Origin of the sequence: Psychroserpens mesophilus, from assembly GCF_000826645.1 — a bacterium.
GTDB classification, from domain to species: Bacteria; Bacteroidota; Bacteroidia; order Flavobacteriales; family Flavobacteriaceae; genus Psychroserpens; species Psychroserpens mesophilus.
This window is the reverse complement of sequence record NZ_JXJP01000031.1, coordinates 1-20,151: the sequence shown is the minus strand read 5'-3', so window position 1 is coordinate 20,151 and position 20,151 is coordinate 1. Positions and strand designations below refer to the sequence as shown.

20 protein-coding genes and 1 other RNA gene are annotated in these 20,151 nt (G+C 32.7%); 10 read left to right on the top strand and 11 right to left on the bottom strand.

All coding sequences use genetic code 11. The features are described 5' to 3' along the window. Together TD18_RS15835 and TD18_RS15830 are read left to right on the top strand one after the other, a co-directional pair. A complete protein-coding gene (locus tag TD18_RS15835) occupies positions 1-906 on the top strand; it encodes a Ppx/GppA phosphatase family protein (protein WP_040254612.1) in 906 nt (301 codons plus the stop codon). A gap of 168 nt (positions 907-1,074) precedes the next feature. Continuing rightward, on the top strand, positions 1,075-1,605 hold the full coding sequence (locus TD18_RS15830) for a porin family protein (protein ID WP_040254605.1): 531 nt from the start codon (positions 1,075-1,077) through the stop codon (positions 1,603-1,605). A 47-nt stretch (positions 1,606-1,652) separates the two neighbouring features. Here TD18_RS15830 and TD18_RS15825 read toward each other — a convergent pair whose 3' ends face one another. Genes TD18_RS15825 through dnaX form a run of 4 tightly spaced genes read right to left on the bottom strand, consistent with a single transcriptional unit; the run spans position 1,653 to position 6,083 of the window. Beyond that, positions 1,653-3,164 carry a T9SS type A sorting domain-containing protein gene (locus tag TD18_RS15825; RefSeq protein ID WP_040254603.1) on the bottom strand — a complete coding sequence of 504 codons (1,512 nt, stop codon included), beginning with the start codon at positions 3,162-3,164 and terminating at the stop codon, positions 1,653-1,655. Between the two features lie 38 nt (positions 3,165-3,202). Next, on the bottom strand, positions 3,203-3,784 hold the full coding sequence (gene miaE / locus TD18_RS15820) for a tRNA-(ms[2]io[6]A)-hydroxylase (RefSeq protein WP_040254597.1): 582 nt from the start codon (positions 3,782-3,784) through the stop codon (positions 3,203-3,205). A 1-nt stretch (position 3,785) separates the two neighbouring features. Continuing rightward, positions 3,786-4,349, bottom strand: coding sequence for a hypothetical protein (locus TD18_RS15815; protein ID WP_040254595.1), 564 nt, complete (start codon positions 4,347-4,349; stop codon positions 3,786-3,788). An 18-nt stretch (positions 4,350-4,367) separates the two neighbouring features. Further along, positions 4,368-6,083 carry a DNA polymerase III subunit gamma/tau gene (gene dnaX, locus TD18_RS15810; protein WP_040254593.1) on the bottom strand — a complete coding sequence of 572 codons (1,716 nt, stop codon included), beginning with the start codon at positions 6,081-6,083 and terminating at the stop codon, positions 4,368-4,370. Between the two features lie 102 nt (positions 6,084-6,185). Here dnaX and rnpB point away from each other — a divergent pair. Next, positions 6,186-6,513: RNase P RNA component class A (rnpB, locus tag TD18_RS16880), an RNA gene on the top strand. A 31-nt stretch (positions 6,514-6,544) separates the two neighbouring features. Here the strand turns inward: rnpB and TD18_RS15805 are convergent. The 3 genes from TD18_RS15805 to TD18_RS15795 are packed head-to-tail and all read right to left on the bottom strand — an operon-like array spanning position 6,545 to position 8,645. After that, a complete protein-coding gene (locus TD18_RS15805; protein WP_040254589.1) occupies positions 6,545-7,093 on the bottom strand; it encodes an RsmD family RNA methyltransferase in 549 nt (182 codons plus the stop codon). After that, positions 7,093-7,902 carry a DUF3822 family protein gene (locus TD18_RS15800; protein WP_040254587.1) on the bottom strand — a complete coding sequence of 270 codons (810 nt, stop codon included), beginning with the start codon at positions 7,900-7,902 and terminating at the stop codon, positions 7,093-7,095. Before TD18_RS15800 ends, TD18_RS15805 begins: the two co-directional genes overlap by 1 nt. A 2-nt stretch (positions 7,903-7,904) precedes the next feature. Further along, positions 7,905-8,645, bottom strand: a complete 741-nt coding sequence (locus TD18_RS15795) for a hypothetical protein (RefSeq protein WP_040254583.1) — start codon at positions 8,643-8,645, stop codon at positions 7,905-7,907. A 206-nt stretch (positions 8,646-8,851) separates the two neighbouring features. Here TD18_RS15795 and TD18_RS15790 point away from each other — a divergent pair, with 206 nt between their 5' ends. The 6 genes from TD18_RS15790 to TD18_RS15765 are packed head-to-tail and all read left to right on the top strand — an operon-like array spanning position 8,852 to position 13,998. Beyond that, positions 8,852-10,279: an ATP-dependent DNA helicase gene (locus TD18_RS15790; RefSeq protein ID WP_040254581.1), complete on the top strand. Its 1,428-nt coding sequence runs from the start codon at positions 8,852-8,854 to the stop codon at positions 10,277-10,279. Positions 10,280-10,282: 3 nt separating this feature from the next. Continuing rightward, complete coding sequence (locus tag TD18_RS15785) at positions 10,283-10,849, top strand: DUF4126 domain-containing protein (protein WP_040254622.1); 567 nt, start codon at positions 10,283-10,285, stop codon at positions 10,847-10,849. Positions 10,850-10,894: 45 nt separating this feature from the next. Further along, a complete protein-coding gene (gene kdsB, locus TD18_RS15780) occupies positions 10,895-11,626 on the top strand; it encodes a 3-deoxy-manno-octulosonate cytidylyltransferase (protein ID WP_040254580.1) in 732 nt (243 codons plus the stop codon). After that, positions 11,623-12,327, top strand: coding sequence for an HAD family hydrolase (locus TD18_RS15775; protein WP_040254579.1), 705 nt, complete (start codon positions 11,623-11,625; stop codon positions 12,325-12,327). Before kdsB ends, TD18_RS15775 begins: the two co-directional genes overlap by 4 nt. Before the next feature lie 38 nt (positions 12,328-12,365). Beyond that, on the top strand, positions 12,366-13,448 hold the full coding sequence (locus tag TD18_RS15770) for an iron-containing alcohol dehydrogenase family protein (RefSeq protein ID WP_040254578.1): 1,083 nt from the start codon (positions 12,366-12,368) through the stop codon (positions 13,446-13,448). A gap of 1 nt (position 13,449) precedes the next feature. Then, positions 13,450-13,998: a 1-acyl-sn-glycerol-3-phosphate acyltransferase gene (locus tag TD18_RS15765; RefSeq protein ID WP_040254577.1), complete on the top strand. Its 549-nt coding sequence runs from the start codon at positions 13,450-13,452 to the stop codon at positions 13,996-13,998. 124 nt (positions 13,999-14,122) lie between these two features. Here the strand turns inward: TD18_RS15765 and TD18_RS15760 are convergent, their stop codons facing one another. Then, positions 14,123-14,599: a nuclear transport factor 2 family protein gene (locus TD18_RS15760; protein WP_040254573.1), complete on the bottom strand. Its 477-nt coding sequence runs from the start codon at positions 14,597-14,599 to the stop codon at positions 14,123-14,125. Between the two features lie 280 nt (positions 14,600-14,879). Then, complete coding sequence (gene aroB / locus TD18_RS15755) at positions 14,880-15,956, bottom strand: 3-dehydroquinate synthase (protein WP_040254571.1); 1,077 nt, start codon at positions 15,954-15,956, stop codon at positions 14,880-14,882. A gap of 94 nt (positions 15,957-16,050) precedes the next feature. On the opposite strand from aroB, the gene TD18_RS15750 reads away from it, so the two are divergent. Beyond that, positions 16,051-17,223 carry a proline dehydrogenase family protein gene (locus TD18_RS15750; protein WP_040254569.1) on the top strand — a complete coding sequence of 391 codons (1,173 nt, stop codon included), beginning with the start codon at positions 16,051-16,053 and terminating at the stop codon, positions 17,221-17,223. A gap of 28 nt (positions 17,224-17,251) precedes the next feature. Here the strand turns inward: TD18_RS15750 and TD18_RS15745 are convergent, their stop codons facing one another. Then, a complete protein-coding gene (locus TD18_RS15745) occupies positions 17,252-19,594 on the bottom strand; it encodes a GumC family protein (protein ID WP_040254566.1) in 2,343 nt (780 codons plus the stop codon). A 17-nt stretch (positions 19,595-19,611) separates the two neighbouring features. After that, the coding region (locus tag TD18_RS15740; protein ID WP_040254564.1) for a polysaccharide biosynthesis/export family protein at positions 19,612-20,151 on the bottom strand (540 nt) is incomplete at its 5' end.

Sequence of the window (20,151 nt, the reverse complement as noted above, 5' to 3'; positions counted from 1 at the left end):
ATGTTAAGCATTAAAAAATACGCAGCAATTGATATTGGGTCAAATGCCGTCAGACTTTTGATTTCAAGTATCATTGAGCAAAAAAATCAGCCGACTAAGTTTAAAAAAACATCCTTAGTTCGTGTGCCTATTCGTCTTGGAGCTGATGTATTTTTAAAAGGAGAAATCTCCGAAGATAATAAAGAGCGAATGCTCGATACCATGATGGCTTTCAAGTTGCTTATGAAATCACATAAAATTGTGAAATATAAAGCTTGTGCCACATCAGCGATGCGAGAAGCAGATAATGGGAAGGAAATGGTTAAACTTATCTCTAAAAAAGCCAAGATAGATATTGATATTATTGATGGTGAAGAAGAAGCTGCTATTATTGCTGCCACAGATTTACAGTCTTACATTAAAGAAGATAAAACCTACTTATACGTTGATGTAGGTGGAGGAAGTACAGAATTTTCTGTAATTCATCTTGGAAATACAGTGGCATCTAAATCATTTAGAATAGGAACGGTAAGACTACTTAATGATATTGTTAAAAAAGAAACTTGGTTTGAACTAGAAGAATGGATTAAAACTAATACGAAAAGGTTCGACTCTATTGATTTAATTGGTTCTGGTGGAAACATCAATAAAATATTTAAAATTTCTGGAAAGGCACTTGGTAAACCACTAACGTACTTTTATTTAACTACTTATTACAATAAGCTACAAACTTACTCGTACGAAGAGCGAATTACAGAACTGGAGTTAAATCAAGATCGAGCCGATGTAATCATTCCTGCAACAAGAATTTATCTTTCAGCCATGAAATGGAGTGGAGCGAAGGATATTTATGTTCCTAAAATCGGACTTTCAGATGGAATTATAAAAAGTATCTACTACGAAACGGTTTCAAGTGTAAACCTTTAAAAATAAGGTTGTTTGACCTCTTTTTTTACTAGATATCCATTATTTATTTATTAATTTCATTTTTCATTATATATTAGCAGTCTCAAATCTATGCTGTTTTTATATGGCATCATTTTGAAAATACTCAATTAAAATGATTGGGTTTGTTTAAAATAAAATATTATAAAAATGAAATCACTTATCCTCACATTATTTTTTGCAAGTATTACATCGTTATCAGTTGCTCAAGGCACGAGTTATGGTGTTAGAGGCGCTTTAAATGTCTCGAATTTAGATTTTGATCCAGACGCAACTTTCGTAAACCAACACAGAAATGGGTTTGCTTTTGCGGGTTTCGCTGATTTCGGAATTAGCGATAGTTTTTCGATTTTAACTGAATTACAGTATTCTGCTGAAGGTGCTAAAGAAGAAACTTTAAGAGCAGACTACATTCAATTGCCTGTTATGGCTCGTATTTCAATTGGAAATAAGTTTACGGTTGGTGCTGGACCAATGTTAAGTTTGAAAACTTGGGCTAATCAAGATGGATTTGCAACTTTTACATTCTCAGGTGTAGGAGGTTTAGAATATATGATTACTGATGAATTGTTCATCGATGCCAGAGTGCATTATGGTTTAAGTAATATTCTTGATAAAGACCTAACTGATGTTGAAGCACAGAATACAACGTTTCAGTTTGGGTTTGGTATAAAAATTTAGGAATCTTATATATAAATAAAAAGCCTCAGTTTTTACTGAGGCTTTTTTTATTGTTTGATAAATTTTGTTGTCTGCTCTTGGTTTAAATTATTAAAGAAACGGATAAAGTACAATCCAGAATTCAAATCGTCTACGTAAATAGATTCTGAATTGAGAACGGCCTCTTTAACAAGTTTTCCTTCAATAGAATATAATTTATAACTTAATTTGCTGCCTGTTTGACCAACTGATAAGTTCATTTTAGAGTTAACAGGATTATTCTTCAAGGATACAAGTGTTGTGCTTAGATCATTTTCTGAAATAGATAAAGGTTCATCTCCAAACACTAATCTTGCTCCTAATAAATCAGTTACAGTCAATGTGGTTCCGTTATTTATGATTTCGAATTCACAGAAATTGTTTGGTGGAAAACCAATAATATTAAAGTATTCACTTTCATAATCCGATTCACAAAATGCAAGCGTTGGTGAAAAATCTAGTAATTGGATATAATCACCATTACTTAAAGAAACTTCATAATCACTCATAAACGCATTGCATTCACCGTCACCAAAAGCAGTGTTTCTAAATGTGATTGGGTTTATTTCGTTGGTTAAAGTTATTGAAGGACTTTCAGTATTTGGTATTTCAATAGTTGGGTTTCCAGGGATTTCAATTCTTGATAAATACCAAGTTCTAGTTAGTATTTCAGTATTAGGAGTTTTACCATAAACTGCTTTATTTCCATTTGTTGGATTTGTTATGGATAAAATCTGGTTGTCATTTTCACCAGTTATGGAAAAAGAAAAACCAAAAGGATAATTTTGTCCATCATTTAAAAATGAATAGTAATATAATTGTTCAAAAATCATACTAGGCGTATCATCGCAGTCTTGTAAAGTGAAATTTAGGTCAGTAAAAGTTAGGTGACTTTGACCAGGTAAAATGGTTCCTCCAAATGCATTACAAACTCCAAATCCACTAAAATCATAAATGTTTTCTGCTCCATTGGATGCGTTTATTTCAAGTTCAAACAGACTTTCATTATTATAAATATTATTGTAAATAGCATCATCTATAACAATACTATCTAAATACCACGATCCAATTAATGACGTATTAGGTGTTGTTACTTTGGTTAAGAAGAGACTGCTTCCAGATGGAATACCGTTTTCTATAAATTCAGAATATAGATTTAGGTTAGTAATACCATTAGTTTCAGAAACGGTATAAATAAGCTCATCGGGTTCGGCATCTGAGTTGCCTAACACAATGTAGGGAAGAATTTCGAAATTTTGAGTATCATCTGGACAAGTTGCTAAAGGACCTTGGATGTCAATGATATCAATAGTCGTATCTGAAGTGACAATATAAGAACTCAAATAGATTTCTCCACAAAAACTATTAATTGTGATCTCATCATCAACAAAATTTATAGAGGTTGAGTTAACAGGATATTCAATTAAAATGTCATAGTCAAATATAGAATCTAAGACCCATTCGCCTTGAAGTAATTCATCTTGAGAATTAGTTACACTAACAAATAATAATAACAATGTTGATAGGTAGATCTGTTTCATGATAAATAGCAAATTGTCTATATTATAAATATAGTAAATTAACCGTGAATTGTTTCTTGTTTACCAAGATCTTTCATGATATCTGCTTCATATTCAAGAAGCTGCTGCCATTTTTCGTCCACCTCCTTACGATCTCCATATTGTCTGGCAAATCCTAAAAACATGGTGTAATGATTCGCTTCACTGACCATTAATTTTCTATAAAATTCAGCTAATTCTTTATCTTTTAATTCTTCCGAAAGTAACCTGAAACGTTCGCAGCTTCGCGCTTCAATAAGTGCAGCATATAATAAACGATGTACTAATTGCGTCGTTCGGCTTCCACCTTTAGGGAAAAATTTCAGCAACTGAATCACATAATCATCTTTTCGGTCACGACCAAGCGTCCAGCCATTAGCCAAAATCTTATCATGAACCATTTTGAAATGACTAATTTCTTCCTTTACAAGCGCAATCATTTCTTGAACCAATTCGGTATATTCAGGAAAGCTAACAATTAAAGAAATCGCAGTGCTTGTTGCTTTTTGCTCACAATAGGCGTGATCTGTTAAAATATCTTCAATATTTTTTTCAACAATATTGACCCAACGAGGATCTGTTGGTAGTTTTAAACCTAGCATATTAAATGAGTTCTTCTATTATTTTTAAGTGTTGTGAACCACGATGATCGACTACTAGCTCGTACAATTTATACGTGTTATTTTTAGGATTAATAATTGAAATACTTAAGTGAAGCTCGGTATCACTTGAAGCTTCTTGATTTACCCAAACATGCTCAAGAGTGGCATTATTCCAAAACTCAGGATGTGATAAATCTTTAAAGTCATTAGCATTAATGGTTGTGCTAAACAAAGGTTTGGAGGCTAAAGCGATTTTTATTTCAGATTCAAACACGCGATGGTAATTTATTTTGGTTTTGGTCTCATTCGTTTCAGAATCTACCAAGATGTGCGAGTCCATTTTAGAATAATTTTTTATACGAACCCTAAACGTATTAGCGATTATTGAATCTGTGTTAACTTCTGTATATTCTTTAGGATAATAACTAGCTACAATATTTAATTCGGCATGTTTTTTACTAAATTCTGAAATTGATTTTTGAAGATTTTCTCTCGAACTTTCAGGTCTGTTGCAACTTAAAATGGCCAGAGCTGCAAATACTAGTATGAATAGTGATTTTTTCATAATTTAAAATTAATCAAATTAGTTAATATCTAAACCAAAGGTTTTTCGAAGGAGTTCTATACTCGGATTTTTCTCTTTAAGTTTTTCATACTTTTCTAGAGTGGTGTAAGCATATTTCTTAGCAAGCTCTTCATTGACACTAATATCCAATTTTAAATCGTAATTTCTTAGCGTTTTACGCAAATATTCCATCAAAGGATATTGAGCACGTTCCAGTTCAACCCTAAGTGTATCATTGGGAAAGGTAATTTTTATATCAGTATTTATTAATTTTGGAGTATCCATTTCTAAAATGGAAGCCATAATTTTTTCACCTTTTTTATGAAGTCGTTTCACGTAACTATTCCATGTTTTTAAGAAGTCTTCTTCAGAAACATCTTCTCTTGGTAAGTCCTCAACATCTATAACAACTTCCATCTGTTTGATAAGATGTTCTTTCTTCGCTTTGATACTTTTTAAAGATAATCCAGAAGTTCTGGTGTCTTTTTTTAATTCAAGTTTCGGTAAAGGTGTGTTCGAATAAGTTGATTCAGCGGCTTTAGGTTTATCGTTTTTGACCTCTTCTGTCGTTTCTTTTTTCTCAGATGGCTTTGGAACCACAACAGGAATAGGCGTAATACCTTTAGATTTAAAGTAAGATGCAGGAATTATGTAATGCTTGCTATTTTTTTTTTCTCCATCAAAAGTGATAGAGGCTAATTGCATGAGGCAAAGTTCAACGAGTAAGCGTTGATTTCTACTGCTTTTATATTTGAGATCACATTCGTTGGCGAGTTCGATACCTTTAATAAGGAAATTATGACTTGCTTTCCGAGATTGTTCTTGGTATTTGAGTTTTGTGTCTTCGCCAACTTCCAAAAGTTCCAGCGTTTGTTCATTTTGACAAACTAACAAATCTCTAAAGTGTGACGCTAATCCTGCGATATAGTGATGACCATCAAATCCTTTTGATAAGGTTTCATTGAACTGAATGAGCAACTCAGGAATTTTATTTTCCAGAATTAAGTCTGTACTTGTAAAATAGGTTTCGTAATCAAGAACATTTAAATTTTCAGTGACTGCTTGACGTGTAAGGTTATTACCCGAAAAACTCACAACACGATCAAAGATAGAAAGTGCATCTCGCATGGCTCCATCTGCTTTTTGCGCAATAATATGTAAAGCATCATCTTCAGCAATAATCCCTTGTTCTTCGGCAATGTATTTTAAATATTCTTTTGCATCACTAACAGTAATCCGTTTGAAATCAAAAATCTGACAACGCGATAATATGGTTGGTATTATTTTATGTTTTTCAGTAGTTGCTAGAATAAAAATGCAATGTTTTGGTGGTTCTTCTAAAGTTTTTAAAAAGGCGTTAAAAGCAGATGCTGATAACATATGGACCTCATCAATAATATATACTTTGTATTTGCCAACCTGAGGCGGAATTCGAACTTGATCGGTTAAATTTCTAATATCATCAACAGAATTATTAGAGGCTGCATCTAATTCAAAAATGTTAAAAGCGAAATCTTCGTCTTCAGTTTCTGTACCATCACTATTAATCATTTTTGCGAGAATACGAGCACAAGTTGTTTTGCCAACACCACGTGGACCAGTAAACAGCAATGCTTGTGCTAAATGATTATTTTCAATAGCATTCAATAACGTATTGGTAATAGCCTGCTGACCAACAACATCTTTAAATGTTTGTGGTCTGTATTTTCGAGCCGATACGATGAAATGTTCCATTAAAAAATCTTAGAAAAACAAAGTTAAAAATTAAGCATAAAAATAGGAATTATGAGGCTTTAAATTAAAAGGAGTTATTAACAATTAATTGTATTTTTGCCGTTAGTAAATCGCCTTATCGCTGTTTGTTTTACAAATAGAGGAAAGTCCGAACACCAAAGTGCAATCATAGTGGTTAACAGCCATCCACCGAGAGGTGAGGAAAAGTGCAACAGAAAGAATGTACAGGTCATGCTGTAGTGAAATCAGGTAAACTCTATGTGGTGCAATGTCATGTAAACTAGTGCTTGAGCGTGCACGCGCGATGCTAGAGGGTAGGCAGCTAAAGTTTGCTGGTAACAGCAAACGCAGATAAATGATAAGGACGTTTTTTTAGGATTTAGGTTCAGGAAAAGACGTACAGAATTCGGCTTATAGATTTACTTATCTACAAAAAAACCTTCTTATTTTAAGAGGGTTTTTTATGTTTCAGAAGTTACAGCAAAAAAACTAAACATATTCCCACCATAACTTTTTGAGTGTGAATATTGTTCTAAATGCGATAAATCGGTATGTTTAGAATGTTCAACGATTAATAAGCCTTCATCTTCTAACAATTCATTTTGAAATACCAATTGTGGAATTTTCGCAAATTCTTCAACAGGAAAATCATATGGAGGATCTGCAAAAATGATGGTAAACTTTTGCTGGGCTTTTTCAAGATATTTAAAGACATCGCTTTTAATGGTCATTATCGACATGTCAAAGTCTTCAGCCGTATCATTTATGAATTTTATGCATCCATAATGTTCATCTACAGCAGTAATGTGTTCTGTGCCTCGAGAGGCGAATTCGTAACTTATGTTCCCTGTTCCAGCGAACAAATCTAAAACCGAAATGTCATCAAAGTAGTATTGATTGTTTAAAATATTAAACAACGATTCTTTAGCCATGTCTGTCGTAGGACGAACGGGTAATTTTTTTGGAGCAGTAATTCGTCTGCCTTTAAACTGTCCTGAGATAATTCGCATTAATTGAAACTATTTAAGAGAATAAAATTACTATGCTTTTCTTTGGGTTCATTGGTGGCTTTAAATTGATATGTGCAAACAGGTTCTAAAAACGCTACAAAACGAACATATTTATAGACGATACTATATAATTCATCGTCTTTAGTTATTTGTCCGGTCAAATTAATTTTTACCGTTTCTGGATTGAGTTTAAGTTGTTCAATTGTAAACAGGATGTAGTAGATAAAATCTTCTTTGGTGCTGTAATCGAAGGTGTTGTAATAAATTAGTTGTTTATCTTTTGCGGCAATCATTTCAAAATGTAAATGACCAACATTAACAAACAGTTCAATACCATTGTGATTAGAAGAATGTTGTAAAACAGATTCAATTAAAATGGTCGATGCATGTTTGTACACAAAACTCCCGAAGGTATCAAAAAGATAATTATTCACATTGACCAATGGTACATAAACATTTACACTAGCATTAATGGCTATCGTGTCGTAATCTATAAAATCGGTCTGAAGTATTTTAGCATTGAATTTTAAATAATCTGCTAAATGATTTTCATTAAACAATGATTTTGGAACCAGAGTAGAAAGTTCATTTTGATAAATACATAAAACGGAATCAAAGGGTTGGCTAAAATCAGCATTAGTTTCAATAATGGTTTTTAGCTGATTGAGTAACTCAAATGGTGTTGCTTTTTTTTCCGATTGCATGTGCTGAAGTCGTTCTATGGTATTTGTAGAGCGATTTAGAATGCAAAAAGAAAGTCCACTCAAACGAATTTGAATGGACAAATCTTTAATAGTATTTGGTTTCAAACCTAGTCTTCTTTTTTGGTGTTGAAACTTTTAGGCCAATTTCCTTTAGTATATACTTCAGTCATAGAACCAACTTTCAAAGTCGGACCATTTACGCCATCAACAGCTACAACCTGCTTTTCTTTATTTACTAAGTTTTTGTCTTGATCATAAAGAATAACTGATTTATCAACAGAAGCTTCAAAAACAGCGATATTTTCTTCAGCTAATTTACCAGCTTCAAGTTTAAATTTCGCACCTTCTTGTGCTCCTGGTACATTCATCATCGATCTATAACGAGGATCTGCACCAAATAATGAATCTTTAACAGGTACAAATCCAAGAGTGTCAATGATTACGATATCTGAGAAGGATTCTACGCCACCAAAACGTTTGGTTTTTTCTAAATCAAGAATTGTTGAATCTCTACGTTGTGTGATTGTGAATTTAGCAGTATCGACAAATTTTATTAAATCTTCAAAATTATTAGAAAACTTTCCAGTTACAGTTCTATGAGCTAATTGTGCATCTCTAATATCTTTAAGACTTTCAATAACTACCTTGTAGCGCTTTTCTTTTAGTTGATTAAATTTAATTTCTCCGTAAACAGAATCAAAGGTCTTGTAACCTAAAAAGATAATGAGTAACCAAAGCAAAATGTTAATAATTGGCTTTGCCTTTTTTGGAACAAATTTATCGATTAACCACACGATACCAACCGTAAGGATTATTAAACCTACAACTGTAAGAATTGCTGTTAACATAGTTAGTTTATTTTATTAGTTATTTTTAGTAAAGGTATTACGCAAATCTACAAATTTTTTTTGTTCACAAAAATCTTAGAAACAAAAAAGAATTAAAAGTGTAAGATATAAAAATTGTTTTATATAAATTAAATATTGAAAAGCATTTTAGGTGAGCCCATTTTTAGTTTTATCTTGCATTCAAAACGATATTCAGATTACTTTACATGACTTCACTAGAATTTTATAAACTTCTAAAACAAAAGTTTCCTTTCGAACCAACAACAAAACAATTGATTGTTTTAGAGCAATTGTCTCAGTTTGTGTATAGTGATGTACCTAACAACTTATATCTTCTGAAAGGTTTTGCTGGTACAGGAAAAACCAGCATTATTGGAACATTAGTCTCTAATTTATGGGAAACCAAGCGAAGTGCAGTTTTAATGGCTCCAACAGGAAGAGCTGCAAAAGTTATTTCTAATTATTCAAAAAACGAAGCTTTTACAATTCATAAAAAAATATATTTTCCAAAAAAAGATAAAGGCGGAGGCGTCAAATTCGTATTACAATCCAATAAACATAAAAACACTATTTTTATTGTAGATGAAGCTTCGATGATTCCTGATATTGCTTCAGACTCAAAACTTTTTGAAAACGGTTCTCTACTTGATGATTTAATGCAGTATGTGTATTCCGGACATAAATGTAAATTGCTGTTAATAGGTGATAAAGCGCAATTACCTCCAGTAAAATCTGATTTAAGTCCTGCCCTGAATGCTCATATACTGGGTATGAATTACAATAAAGATGTTATCAGTATAGAGTTAGATGAAGTCGTTCGACAAGAGCAGGATTCTGGTATTCTTGAAAATGCAACACGACTTAGAGAAGTGCTTGATAATGAATTTTATGAATCCTTTAAATTTAATGTTAATGGGTTTACAGATATTGTTCGTTTAATTGATGGGCATGAAGTTATGGATGCTATTAACGATGCTTATAGTGAAAATGGACACGAAGAAACAGCAATCATAGTCAGAAGTAACAAGCGCGCAAATTTGTATAATCAGCAAATACGAAATAGAATTCTTTTCAATGAAAATGAATTGACCGTTGGTGATTTTTTAATGGTTGTTAAAAACAATTATTTCTGGATTAAGCCTACTACTGAAGCCGGATTTATAGCCAATGGTGATATTATTCAGGTTTTAGAAATTTTTTCTATCACAGAATTATACGGATTTCGTTTCGCGGAAGTGAAAGTACAAATGGTAGATTATCCTAAAATGAGACCTTTTGAAACCGTATTATTATTAGATACCATAGAGGCAGAAACACCTTCTTTACCTTATGAAGATAGTAACCGATTGTATCAGGAAGTGCAAAAAGATTATGAAGATGAAGCATCTAATTACAAGAAGTTTCTCAAAATAAAAGGGAATAAGCATTTTAATGCTCTGCAGGTCAAATTTTCTTATGCCATTACTTGTCATAAATCGCAAGGAGGTCAATGGCATACTATTTTTGTTGAGCAACCTTATTTGCCAAATGGTGTCGATAGAGACTATTTAAGATGGTTATATACTGCTGTTACTAGAGCAAAAGAAAAGTTGTATCTTATTGGCTTTAAAGATGAATTTTTTGAAGATATCTAAATGATTACAACCGAAACTATAATCAGTATTTTTTTAGGCATTGGCTTATCAGCGTCTGTTGGCTTTAGAGTTTTTGTTCCTTTGTTTGCCTTAAGTTTAGCGTCTTATTTTAATGTTTGGGAACTCAACGAATCCTGGCAATGGATAGGTAGTTTAACGGCTGTAATTACACTTGGTGTAGCAACTTTAGTAGAGATTTTTGCTTACTATATTCCCTATGTAGATAATGCTTTAGATTCGATAGCAATTCCTTTGGCTGCCATCGCAGGAACAGCAGTGATGGTTTCTACCGTTGCCGATTTAAGTCCGGTTATAACTTGGGCTTTGGCTATTATTGCTGGAGGAGGAACAGCTGCTGCGGTCGCAGGAAGTTCTGGTGCAACACGTTTGGCATCCACAGCAACAACAGGTGGCATTGCAAATCCCCTAGTTTCTACTATAGAAACAGGGACTTCAGTCGTCATGTCTGTACTATCGATTTTTATTCCAGTTATAGCATTTGTATTTGTTTTAATCATTTTATATCTCATTTTCAGACTTTATAAAAAGATTAGACCAAGTCAGCCTTAAATTCCTTTAAAAGTTTTATTTTTGAATGAATTCTTTCAACCATCCATGAAAATAATTTCAATGATACCTGCACGTTACAGTGCATCGCGATTTCCAGGTAAACTCATGCAGAATTTAGCTGGAAAATCTGTCATACTCAGAACTTACGAAGCAACGGTTGCTACTAAATTATTTGATGATGTGTATGTCGTGACAGACAGTGATATTATCTTTAATGAAATTGTATCGAATGGAGGAAAGGCAATAATGAGTAAAAAAGAACATCAATCTGGAAGTGACAGAATCGCTGAAGCTGTTACAGATCTTGATGTTGATATTGTTGTTAATGTGCAAGGTGATGAACCTTTTACTGAGCGTGAAAGCTTAGAAAAAGTGCTCAAAGCTTTTGAAGACGATCATCACCAAGAGATTGATTTAGCATCGTTAATGGTAGAAATTCACGATTGGGATGAAATTAATAATCCGAATACAGTGAAAGTAATTGTGGATCAAAATAATTTCGCACTTTATTTTTCAAGAAGTCCTATTCCATATCCTAGAGACAAAGATGCAGGAGCTCGTTATTTTAAACATAAAGGGATTTATGCCTTTAGAAAACAAGCTTTGTTAGATTTTTATAAGCTACCTATGCAATTTATTGAAGCAACTGAAAAAATTGAATGTATTCGCTATTTAGAATATGGTAAGCGAATTAAAATGGTTGAAACAACAGTTGAAGGTGTTGAGATTGACACACCTGAAGATCTTGAACGCGCTAAAAAACTCTGGAATAATTGAATAACGAATATAAAGACATAAAAGTAATAGGGTTTGATGCCGATGATACGCTTTGGGTAAATGAAACGTACTTTAGAGACGCAGAATTAGAGTTTGCAAGACTTCTAGCGAGATATGAAACTGCTAATAAAATTGACCAAGAACTTTTTAAAATGGAAATGAAAAACCTTCCAATTTACGGTTATGGTGTCAAAGGATTTGTATTATCAATGGTAGAAATGGCATTAGAATTATCAAATAATGAAGTTTCCAATTCAACAATTAATGCTATTTTGAACCTTGGAAAAGACATGTTGAACAAACCCGTAGAATTACTTGAAGGTGTTGAAGACGTTTTGAAATCCTTATCTAATAATTACAGGTTAATTTTGGTAACCAAAGGGGATTTATTAGATCAAGAACGAAAATTAGATAAGTCTGGATTAACAGATTATTTTCATCATATAGAAGTGCTTAGCGATAAACAGGAAGCTAATTATTCTAAATTATTAAACCATTTAGATATAAAACCTTCTGAGTTTTTAATGATAGGAAATTCATTAAAATCTGACATTTTGCCTTTAATCAACATAAAAGCCAAAGCAATTCATGTTCCTTTTCATACCACATGGTTACATGAACAGGTTAAGGACGATGACGTAAAACATAAGACATATAAAACAGTACATAGTTTACTTGATGTGATTCAGGTTTTAAACTAAAATATTAAAGCAAAGCTTTATTTAAGATTCAAAAACGAATGAACTATAAAAATTATCCAATGGTGTCCAGAGTTGTATTTGGACGAGGAAGTTTTAACCAATTGGGCGATATTATTTCGCCTAAAAGGAAAAACATAAAAGCACCATTTATTTTTTTGGTTGATGATGTGTTTAAAGGAAATTCGTGGCTTACGTCTCGTATTCCTCTGGCATATAATGATCAATTACTTTATATCTCTGCAGATGAAGAGCCTAAAACTTCACAAGTTGATGAGCTTGTAGAGCAAATTATTTTAAACCATAAAGACCGTCCGTCTGGTATTATTGGAATTGGTGGAGGAACCATTTTAGATCTCGCTAAAGCTGTAGCGATTCTTTTAACTAATGAAGGTGAAGCCAAAAATTATCAAGGTTGGGATTTGGTAAAAACGCCTGCCATATATCATGTTGGTGTTCCTACCATTTCAGGAACAGGAGCAGAGGTGTCACGAACAACTGTGCTTACAGGTCCTCAAAAGAAACTTGGAATCAATTCAGATTACACACCTTTTGATCAGGTTATTTTAGATCCAGAGCTAACCAAAGATGTTCCGAAAGATCAGTGGTTTTATACAGGAATGGATTGTTATATTCATTGTATTGAATCTTTAAACGGGACTTATCTCAACGCCTTTAGCCAGAGTTATGGTGAAAAAGCATATCAACTTTGTCTGGAGATTTTTATGGAAGATAATTTGTCTGTTGAAGATTCACAAGATAAACTCATGATGGCGTCATGGCATGGAGGTATGAGCATTGCTTATTCTCAGGTTGGTGTTGCTCATGCACTGAGTTACGGACTTTCATATTTATTAGGTACTAAACATGGCATTGGAAATTGCGTCGTGTTTGATCATTTAGAAGAATTTTATCCGGATGGTGTCAAACTCTTCAAACAAATGAAAAAAAAGCATCAAATCCATTTACCTCAAGGCTTGTGTGCTCATTTGAGTGACGAAGAATTTGATATTATGATTGATGTTGCTCTAGGTTTAGAACCCCTTTGGATAAATGCTGTTGGAAAAAACTGGAAACAAGTGATTACCAGAGATAAGCTCAAAGGGTTATATCAAAAAATGTAATATGCGATGGCTGGCTAAATTTATCTATTTTAAACTTCTTGGTTGGAAAATTACCGGAAACACTAATTTTTCAAAAGACACTGTAAAAAAAGCTGTCATAATTGCGTTACCTCATACGAGTTGGCATGATTTCTACATAGGATTACTACTTAGAAAAATCACTAATGTTAAAACTAATTTTGTTGGTAAAAAGGAATTGTTTACATGGCCTTTTGGTTATTATTTCAGAGCTGTCGGTGGAGCGCCTTTAGACCGAACTTCGGGTCAAAATAAGGTTCAGGCGATTGCACAGTTGTTTAACGATAAACACGAGTTCAGACTAACATTAGCTCCAGAGGGTACACGAAAAAAAGTAGCAGAGTGGAAAACGGGATTTTACTATATCGCTAAAGAGGCCAATGTACCAATAATCATGTTTACACTTGACTTTGAAAATAAAGTAAATCATGTGTCGGAACCCTTTTATCCAACAGAGGATGTTGAAGCCGATTTCAAGTTTATGAAATCTTTTTTTAAAGATGTTAAAGGAAAAAAACCTGAGTATTCTTAAAACCTGCTTTCTAGAACTATGGCATAGAATTTGAATAATCTACCATGTAATCATGACTGAAACATAAAGTAAACGTTTAGTCCCTAAAAAGAAACAGTACAGATTACAATTAAAAGCCAGTTCATTAATTTGAGTTGGCTTTATGTTTTTCATATACATCCAGTAATCTATTGGTTTGAACTTTCAATTTATGCTTGAAGTACTTGGTCTTTCCTAAAACAAATCCTTTTAAGCCAAGTGCTTGTTTTGACCATTTGTATAAATTGAATGTATCTGTATGTTTACTGATTTTTCCGTCTTTAAACTCAAAATGCGCTTGAATCGTATTATGAACTTTACGACCTGTTTTACTGAAGGTGTAAAACGCTTCCCAAGTTGCTGAACCTTCATTCTCATGAGCTTTAATGTTTGAATAGGATACTTGAAAATCTTTGTTTTTTTGCGATTCACACAACATTCGCCACATGTTTTTAGCGCGTTCTCCTTTTAAAACTCCAAATGCTGGATCTTCAAATACAATATCATCATGGTAACAATTAACCATAGTTTCTGAATCTAAATCGCTAAAGGCACTATAGAATGTTTCAATCAGGCTTTTCATATGCGTACGTTATTGTATGTTTTAAAGTTAAGCATTTTATATAAATCACAATTAAAAAAACAGTCTGAAAAACCATAATCTCAAAAACAACGTATGTATGATAGACCTTAGTTACTATAACTCAATTGAACTGAACCGCAGTACTTTCTTATTTATGATAGTATCGTAAAATTGCTATGAGAAAGAGATGAAAAACTATCAATTTAATTGGTAGTTTTTTTGATTCAATAGGGCTTGAACTGATTCGTCTGAATTGTATAGGCAAAGGTGTTTTATTTAACTATAATCTTGATGTATTGTAATATTCAAACGCTTCAAAAATTAAATCATTTGAAACCAAACAATCAATTTTAGGTAAGCCAATAGCTTCTAATAAGACAAAATTGACATTACCATGTTCATTTTTCTTATCATATTTTAAAAGATCAATTATGGGTTCATAATCACTGTTTTCAAATTGAACAGGTTTATAAATAGAATGGATTGCCTTAGTAACTAGGTCTAAATCTTTTTTTGAAAACGTTAGTAACTTGGTTGATAAATAACATTCTAAAATCATACCTATCGCTATAGCTTCACCATGTAGCAATTGATCTTTAGTTTCTGATTCCAAAAAATAGGATTCAATAGCATGTCCTAATGTATGACCAAAATTTAGATGTTTTCGTATGCCTTGTTCATTTGGATCTTCTGTAACTATGTTTTTTTTAATTACCACAGATTCATGAATTAAATCATCCAAATCATTTAGTGTAAGCTTAGATAAATCGGTTAATGTTTCAAAGTAGGCTCTATCTTTTATAAGACCGTGTTTAAGCATTTCAGCCAATCCAGATTTCAATTGGTTTTGCGGAAGTGTATTCAAAAAAGAGGTGTCAATGATAACCATATCTCCAGAGTTAATCACACCAATTTGATTTTTCACAGTACCAAGATCAACACCAGTTTTCCCGCCAACAGATGCATCAACCATGGCTAGTAATGAGGTTGGAATATTTACATACTTAATCCCTCTTTTGAAGGTACTAGCCACAAATCCACCAAGATCTGTAACAACACCACCACCAAGATTTAATAAAATACTTTTTCGGTCGGCATTTAATTCAGATAAAACATTCCATACACCAACACAGGTATCAATAGTTTTGTATTGCTCACCAGTTTCAATTTCAATGACCTCAATAGAAATTTCAGTGTGTAACTGAGACATAAATTCTGGTAGGCAATGCTCATGGGTATTGGAGTCAACAAGAATGAAAATCTTTGAAAAATGATGAGAATCTAAGTAGCTATTGAGTTCTTCATAACCTTTAGTATTAAAATGGACTGTATATGTTTTGGTCTCTATGGAATTCATAGTCTTTAGTATCTTAATAAGAAAGTGGAAAATTAGAGGTTTTTAGTAAAATAATAGCAACCAAATAATTATTTTTGATATATATTTTTTTTGAATGAATTCAAACACACTTTTTGACAATACTGAAGTCGCTTTTGCGCTCAAAAATGATGCTCAGTTAGAACGCGCTTATTTTTTATTCAAGATGATTTCTCATCAGCCTTTAGTTAGAATAGGAACTGCTGCAACCAATTTTGCTTTAAAAGCAAATTTACCTGTAGAGGGTTTGATACGTTCTACGGTATTTGATCATTTTTGTGGAGGTGTTAATGAAGAAGATTGTTTACCAGTAATCGACAAAATGTTTACCAAAGGCGTGAGTTCTGTGTTAGATTATTCGGTTGAAGGCAAAGAGGAGGAGTCCACTTTTGACGAAGCCAGAGATAAAATCATAAAGATTATCAAATTTGCCGATGAGAAAGAAGCCATGCCAATTGTGGTGTTTAAGCCAACTGGTTTTGGTCGCTTTTATCTCTATCAGAAAAAAGGAGAAGGAAAAGCGTTTACACCTCAGGAACAAGACGAATGGAATAGAATCGTAGCTCGTTTTGATACGGTTTGTCGTTTGGCAAAAGAAAAAGATGTTGAAGTCTTAATTGATGGAGAAGAAAGCTGGATGCAAGATGCTGCCGACGACCTTTGTGAAGCAATGATGTGCAAGTATAATCAGGATAAGCCTATTGTTTACAACACCTTACAAACCTATCGTTGGGACAGATTTGAGTATTTAAAAGGAATTCACGAACGTGCTAAAGCTCAAAGTTATAAAGTCGGTTTTAAGATTGTTAGAGGAGCTTACATGGAAAAAGAGCGTGATAGAGCTGAAGAAAAAGGCTATCAATCACCTATTTGTGAAACTAAGTTAGCTACAGATGAGAATTTTAATTCGTGTATGACTTATATTTTAAACAATTTGAGTGATATTTCATTATTTATAGGAACGCATAATGAACAAAGTTGTTACTTGGCAATGCATTTAATGCAGAAGCTTGGTATTGATAAAAAAGATAACAATGTATGGTTTGGTCAGCTATACGGAATGAGTGATCATATTAGTTTTAATTTAGCCGAACAAGGTTACAATGTGGCTAAATATGTGCCTTTCGGACCAGTAAAGGATGTAATGCCATATTTGATACGACGTGCAGAAGAAAATACCTCTGTTGCCGGACAAACAAGTAGAGAACTCAATTTACTTAAGAAGGAAAAAGCACGACGAAAGTTATAATAAAAAAAGCCACATGTGGCTTTTTTTATTATATAATTCCGAATCTCTTCTTTTTTCGTTGTGGATTATTTCCATAACCATAACCATAACCTTTCTTTTTAACTGTACCATTTAAAAGCAAAGCCATATTTGGTAAACGTTTTTCATCATAAAGTGTTTGCGCTATATGTAACTGACGTTTATCAATATTATTAACACTAACAACATAAATAAACATATCAGCATGGTCGCTAATTAAAAGCGTGTCTGTAACAAGTCCTACAGCAGCTGTATCTACAACTATATAATCGTAACTTTGTTTAGCAATATCAAAGAGTTCATTAATGCGATCACTCATTAGTAATTCGGCAGGATTAGGAGGAATAGTTCCCGATGGAATAACATCTAAAAATGCATTATCCTCAACACTCAACGTCACATCGCTAATGCTTAACGATTTATCTGAAATATAATCTGTTAAACCTTTATCTGGATTAATATCTAAGTAGTCATTGACTCTAGGAACTCTAATATCAGTTTCTATTAACAATACTTTTTTCTCAGAAAATGAAAATGATTTCGCCAAGTTTGTTGATGTATGTGATTTACCTTCTTGGGCAGTAGTGGATGTAACAAACAAAGTTTTACATGAATTCTTTTTACTCTGAAGCATAAAATTAATATTCGACCTGATGATTCTGAATGCTTCAGCTTTAGGCGAATAATCAACTTTTTGAACCATAAGATGCTTCTTGTCAGATTTTGGGATATCACCTAAATAAGGTGCTTTTATGAGTTTTTGTAAATCATCTTTTGAATGTACTTTAGTATCTAATAAATTTTTGACATAAATAAATGATACAGGCACAAATAAACCAATGAGAATAGCGGCTAAATAAATGACGTTTTTCTTTGGCGATACTGGATCATTATTTGTGTAGGCATAATCAATTATTTTGGCATTCGATGTTGACATGCCTAATGTAATCGCTGTTTCTTCACGTTTTTCTAGTAAATAGAGGTATAGCGACTCTTTTATGTCTTGTTGACGTTTAATATCTCGAAACTGACGTTCTTTTCCAGGAGCTGAATAAATTTGACCTCGAATACGTGAATCTTCTCTGTTGAGATTATTTAATGTGATTTCATTAGCAGATTTGATATTATTCAAACTTTGATTCAGGTTTTGTTTGAGTGCATTTATTTGATCATTCAATTTAATAACTGTCGGATTTTTTTCACTTGAATTTTTTAAGATGCGATCACGTTGTAAGACAAGTTCATTGTGGCTCTTGGTAATTTGAGCTACATTTCCATCAGCAATGCCAATATCTGCAGGTAGTAAATCAGAATCTGTATCTTCCTTTTTTAATCGATCACTCATAAATTCAACCAACTGCAATTGATTGCTGGTTTGATTGATCTTAGCTTCGGTTTGACGCTCGCTCTCCAGAAAGATATTTGATTGTGACGATAAAGCTGTTAATCTATTGTCTTTTTGAAGCTTTTCAGCAGTAAAGTCGACTTGTTCTAATTCATTAGAAACGACATTTAACCTGCTTGTGATAAAATCTGAAGTTGTCTCTATAATCTGATCTTTATCATTTATAACATCTTCATTATATTTCTCAATAGTTTTATCTAAAATAAGGCGTGCTTTTTCCTTTATACTTTCTTTTAAAGACAGCGTAATAACATTTGACTTATCTGCAGTATTAATTTTTATATTATTAAGATAAGATTCAACAACCGTGTGAATAGGACTGATGCTTATTTCGACATAAGATCCAGGATCTGAACCATAGTTTCCAATATTTGGCGTAATTACAAAATCACCAAAATCGCCTTTTATTTTATCTCCAAAGCTATGGACTGTTTTTTCACCATCTTCAAATTCTAAAAGCTTATTAGTATTAACTTTTGACAATTCAAATTTTTGCTCAGATATTATTTTAATGAACAACGATTCGTTAATTTCTGAAACTTCAGAATCACTTAAAAAGAAATTAATATTTACGGGTGGATTTAGATAAATCTCTTCTTTTTTAACCTTACCACTCACATAATATTTAATATTCAGTTTTAAATCCTTAACGACTTGGGTTAATATTGATCTGGATTTTATCACAGCTACTTCATCTGTTACATTAGGTAACGTACTTGCTAGTCCACCATTTTGAAGTGAAGATATTTCTGCCAGACTTCTAGAGTTTTCATCTTCTTTTAACTTAATCGTAGCATTAGCCTGATATAGAAATGTGCTATAACGTATTTTGAAAAATGCTACTGCAATAGCAATGATTAAACAAAATAGTATGAGTTTCCATTTCGATAGATACAACTCAAATAATTCTACGATGTTTTCTTTATTATTAATTGAATTTGTAGACATAAGATTGGGTGTTAATATTAATTATTAACTAGGAAAATGGCAGTTATCGTTGCTAAGGTAGAAATGGCACTAATTAAAACTCCAGTATTAGGGTTGTAAGATGAGGATTTAATTTTCGCATTGTTTGGTTCTACATAAATAACATCATTTTGTGTGAGGTAGTAGGTTTGTGAATTAACCACGTTAATTGATCTCAAATCAAATTTGGCATATTTCTTTTTGCCATCTATTTCGCGAATTAGAAAAATATTATCTCGTTTTCCAAAGATGGTTAAATCTCCAGCTAGGCCTAAAGCCTGAGTCATGGAAATCCGTTCGTTTTGTACAGTATAAGTGCCAGGTCTGTTTACTTCTCCTAATACAGTAATTGTAAAATTAATTAGTCGAATATTGACAATAAACTCCTTAACATATTCGCCTATACGAGTTTTTAACATATCTGTCGCCTCAACTCGTGTCAGTCCGCCAAGCTTAATTGTACCCAGAATAGGAAATTCAATATTGCCATCAGGATCGATTAAATACGTTTGTCTTAAAAGTGTTGGTTGATTAACTGC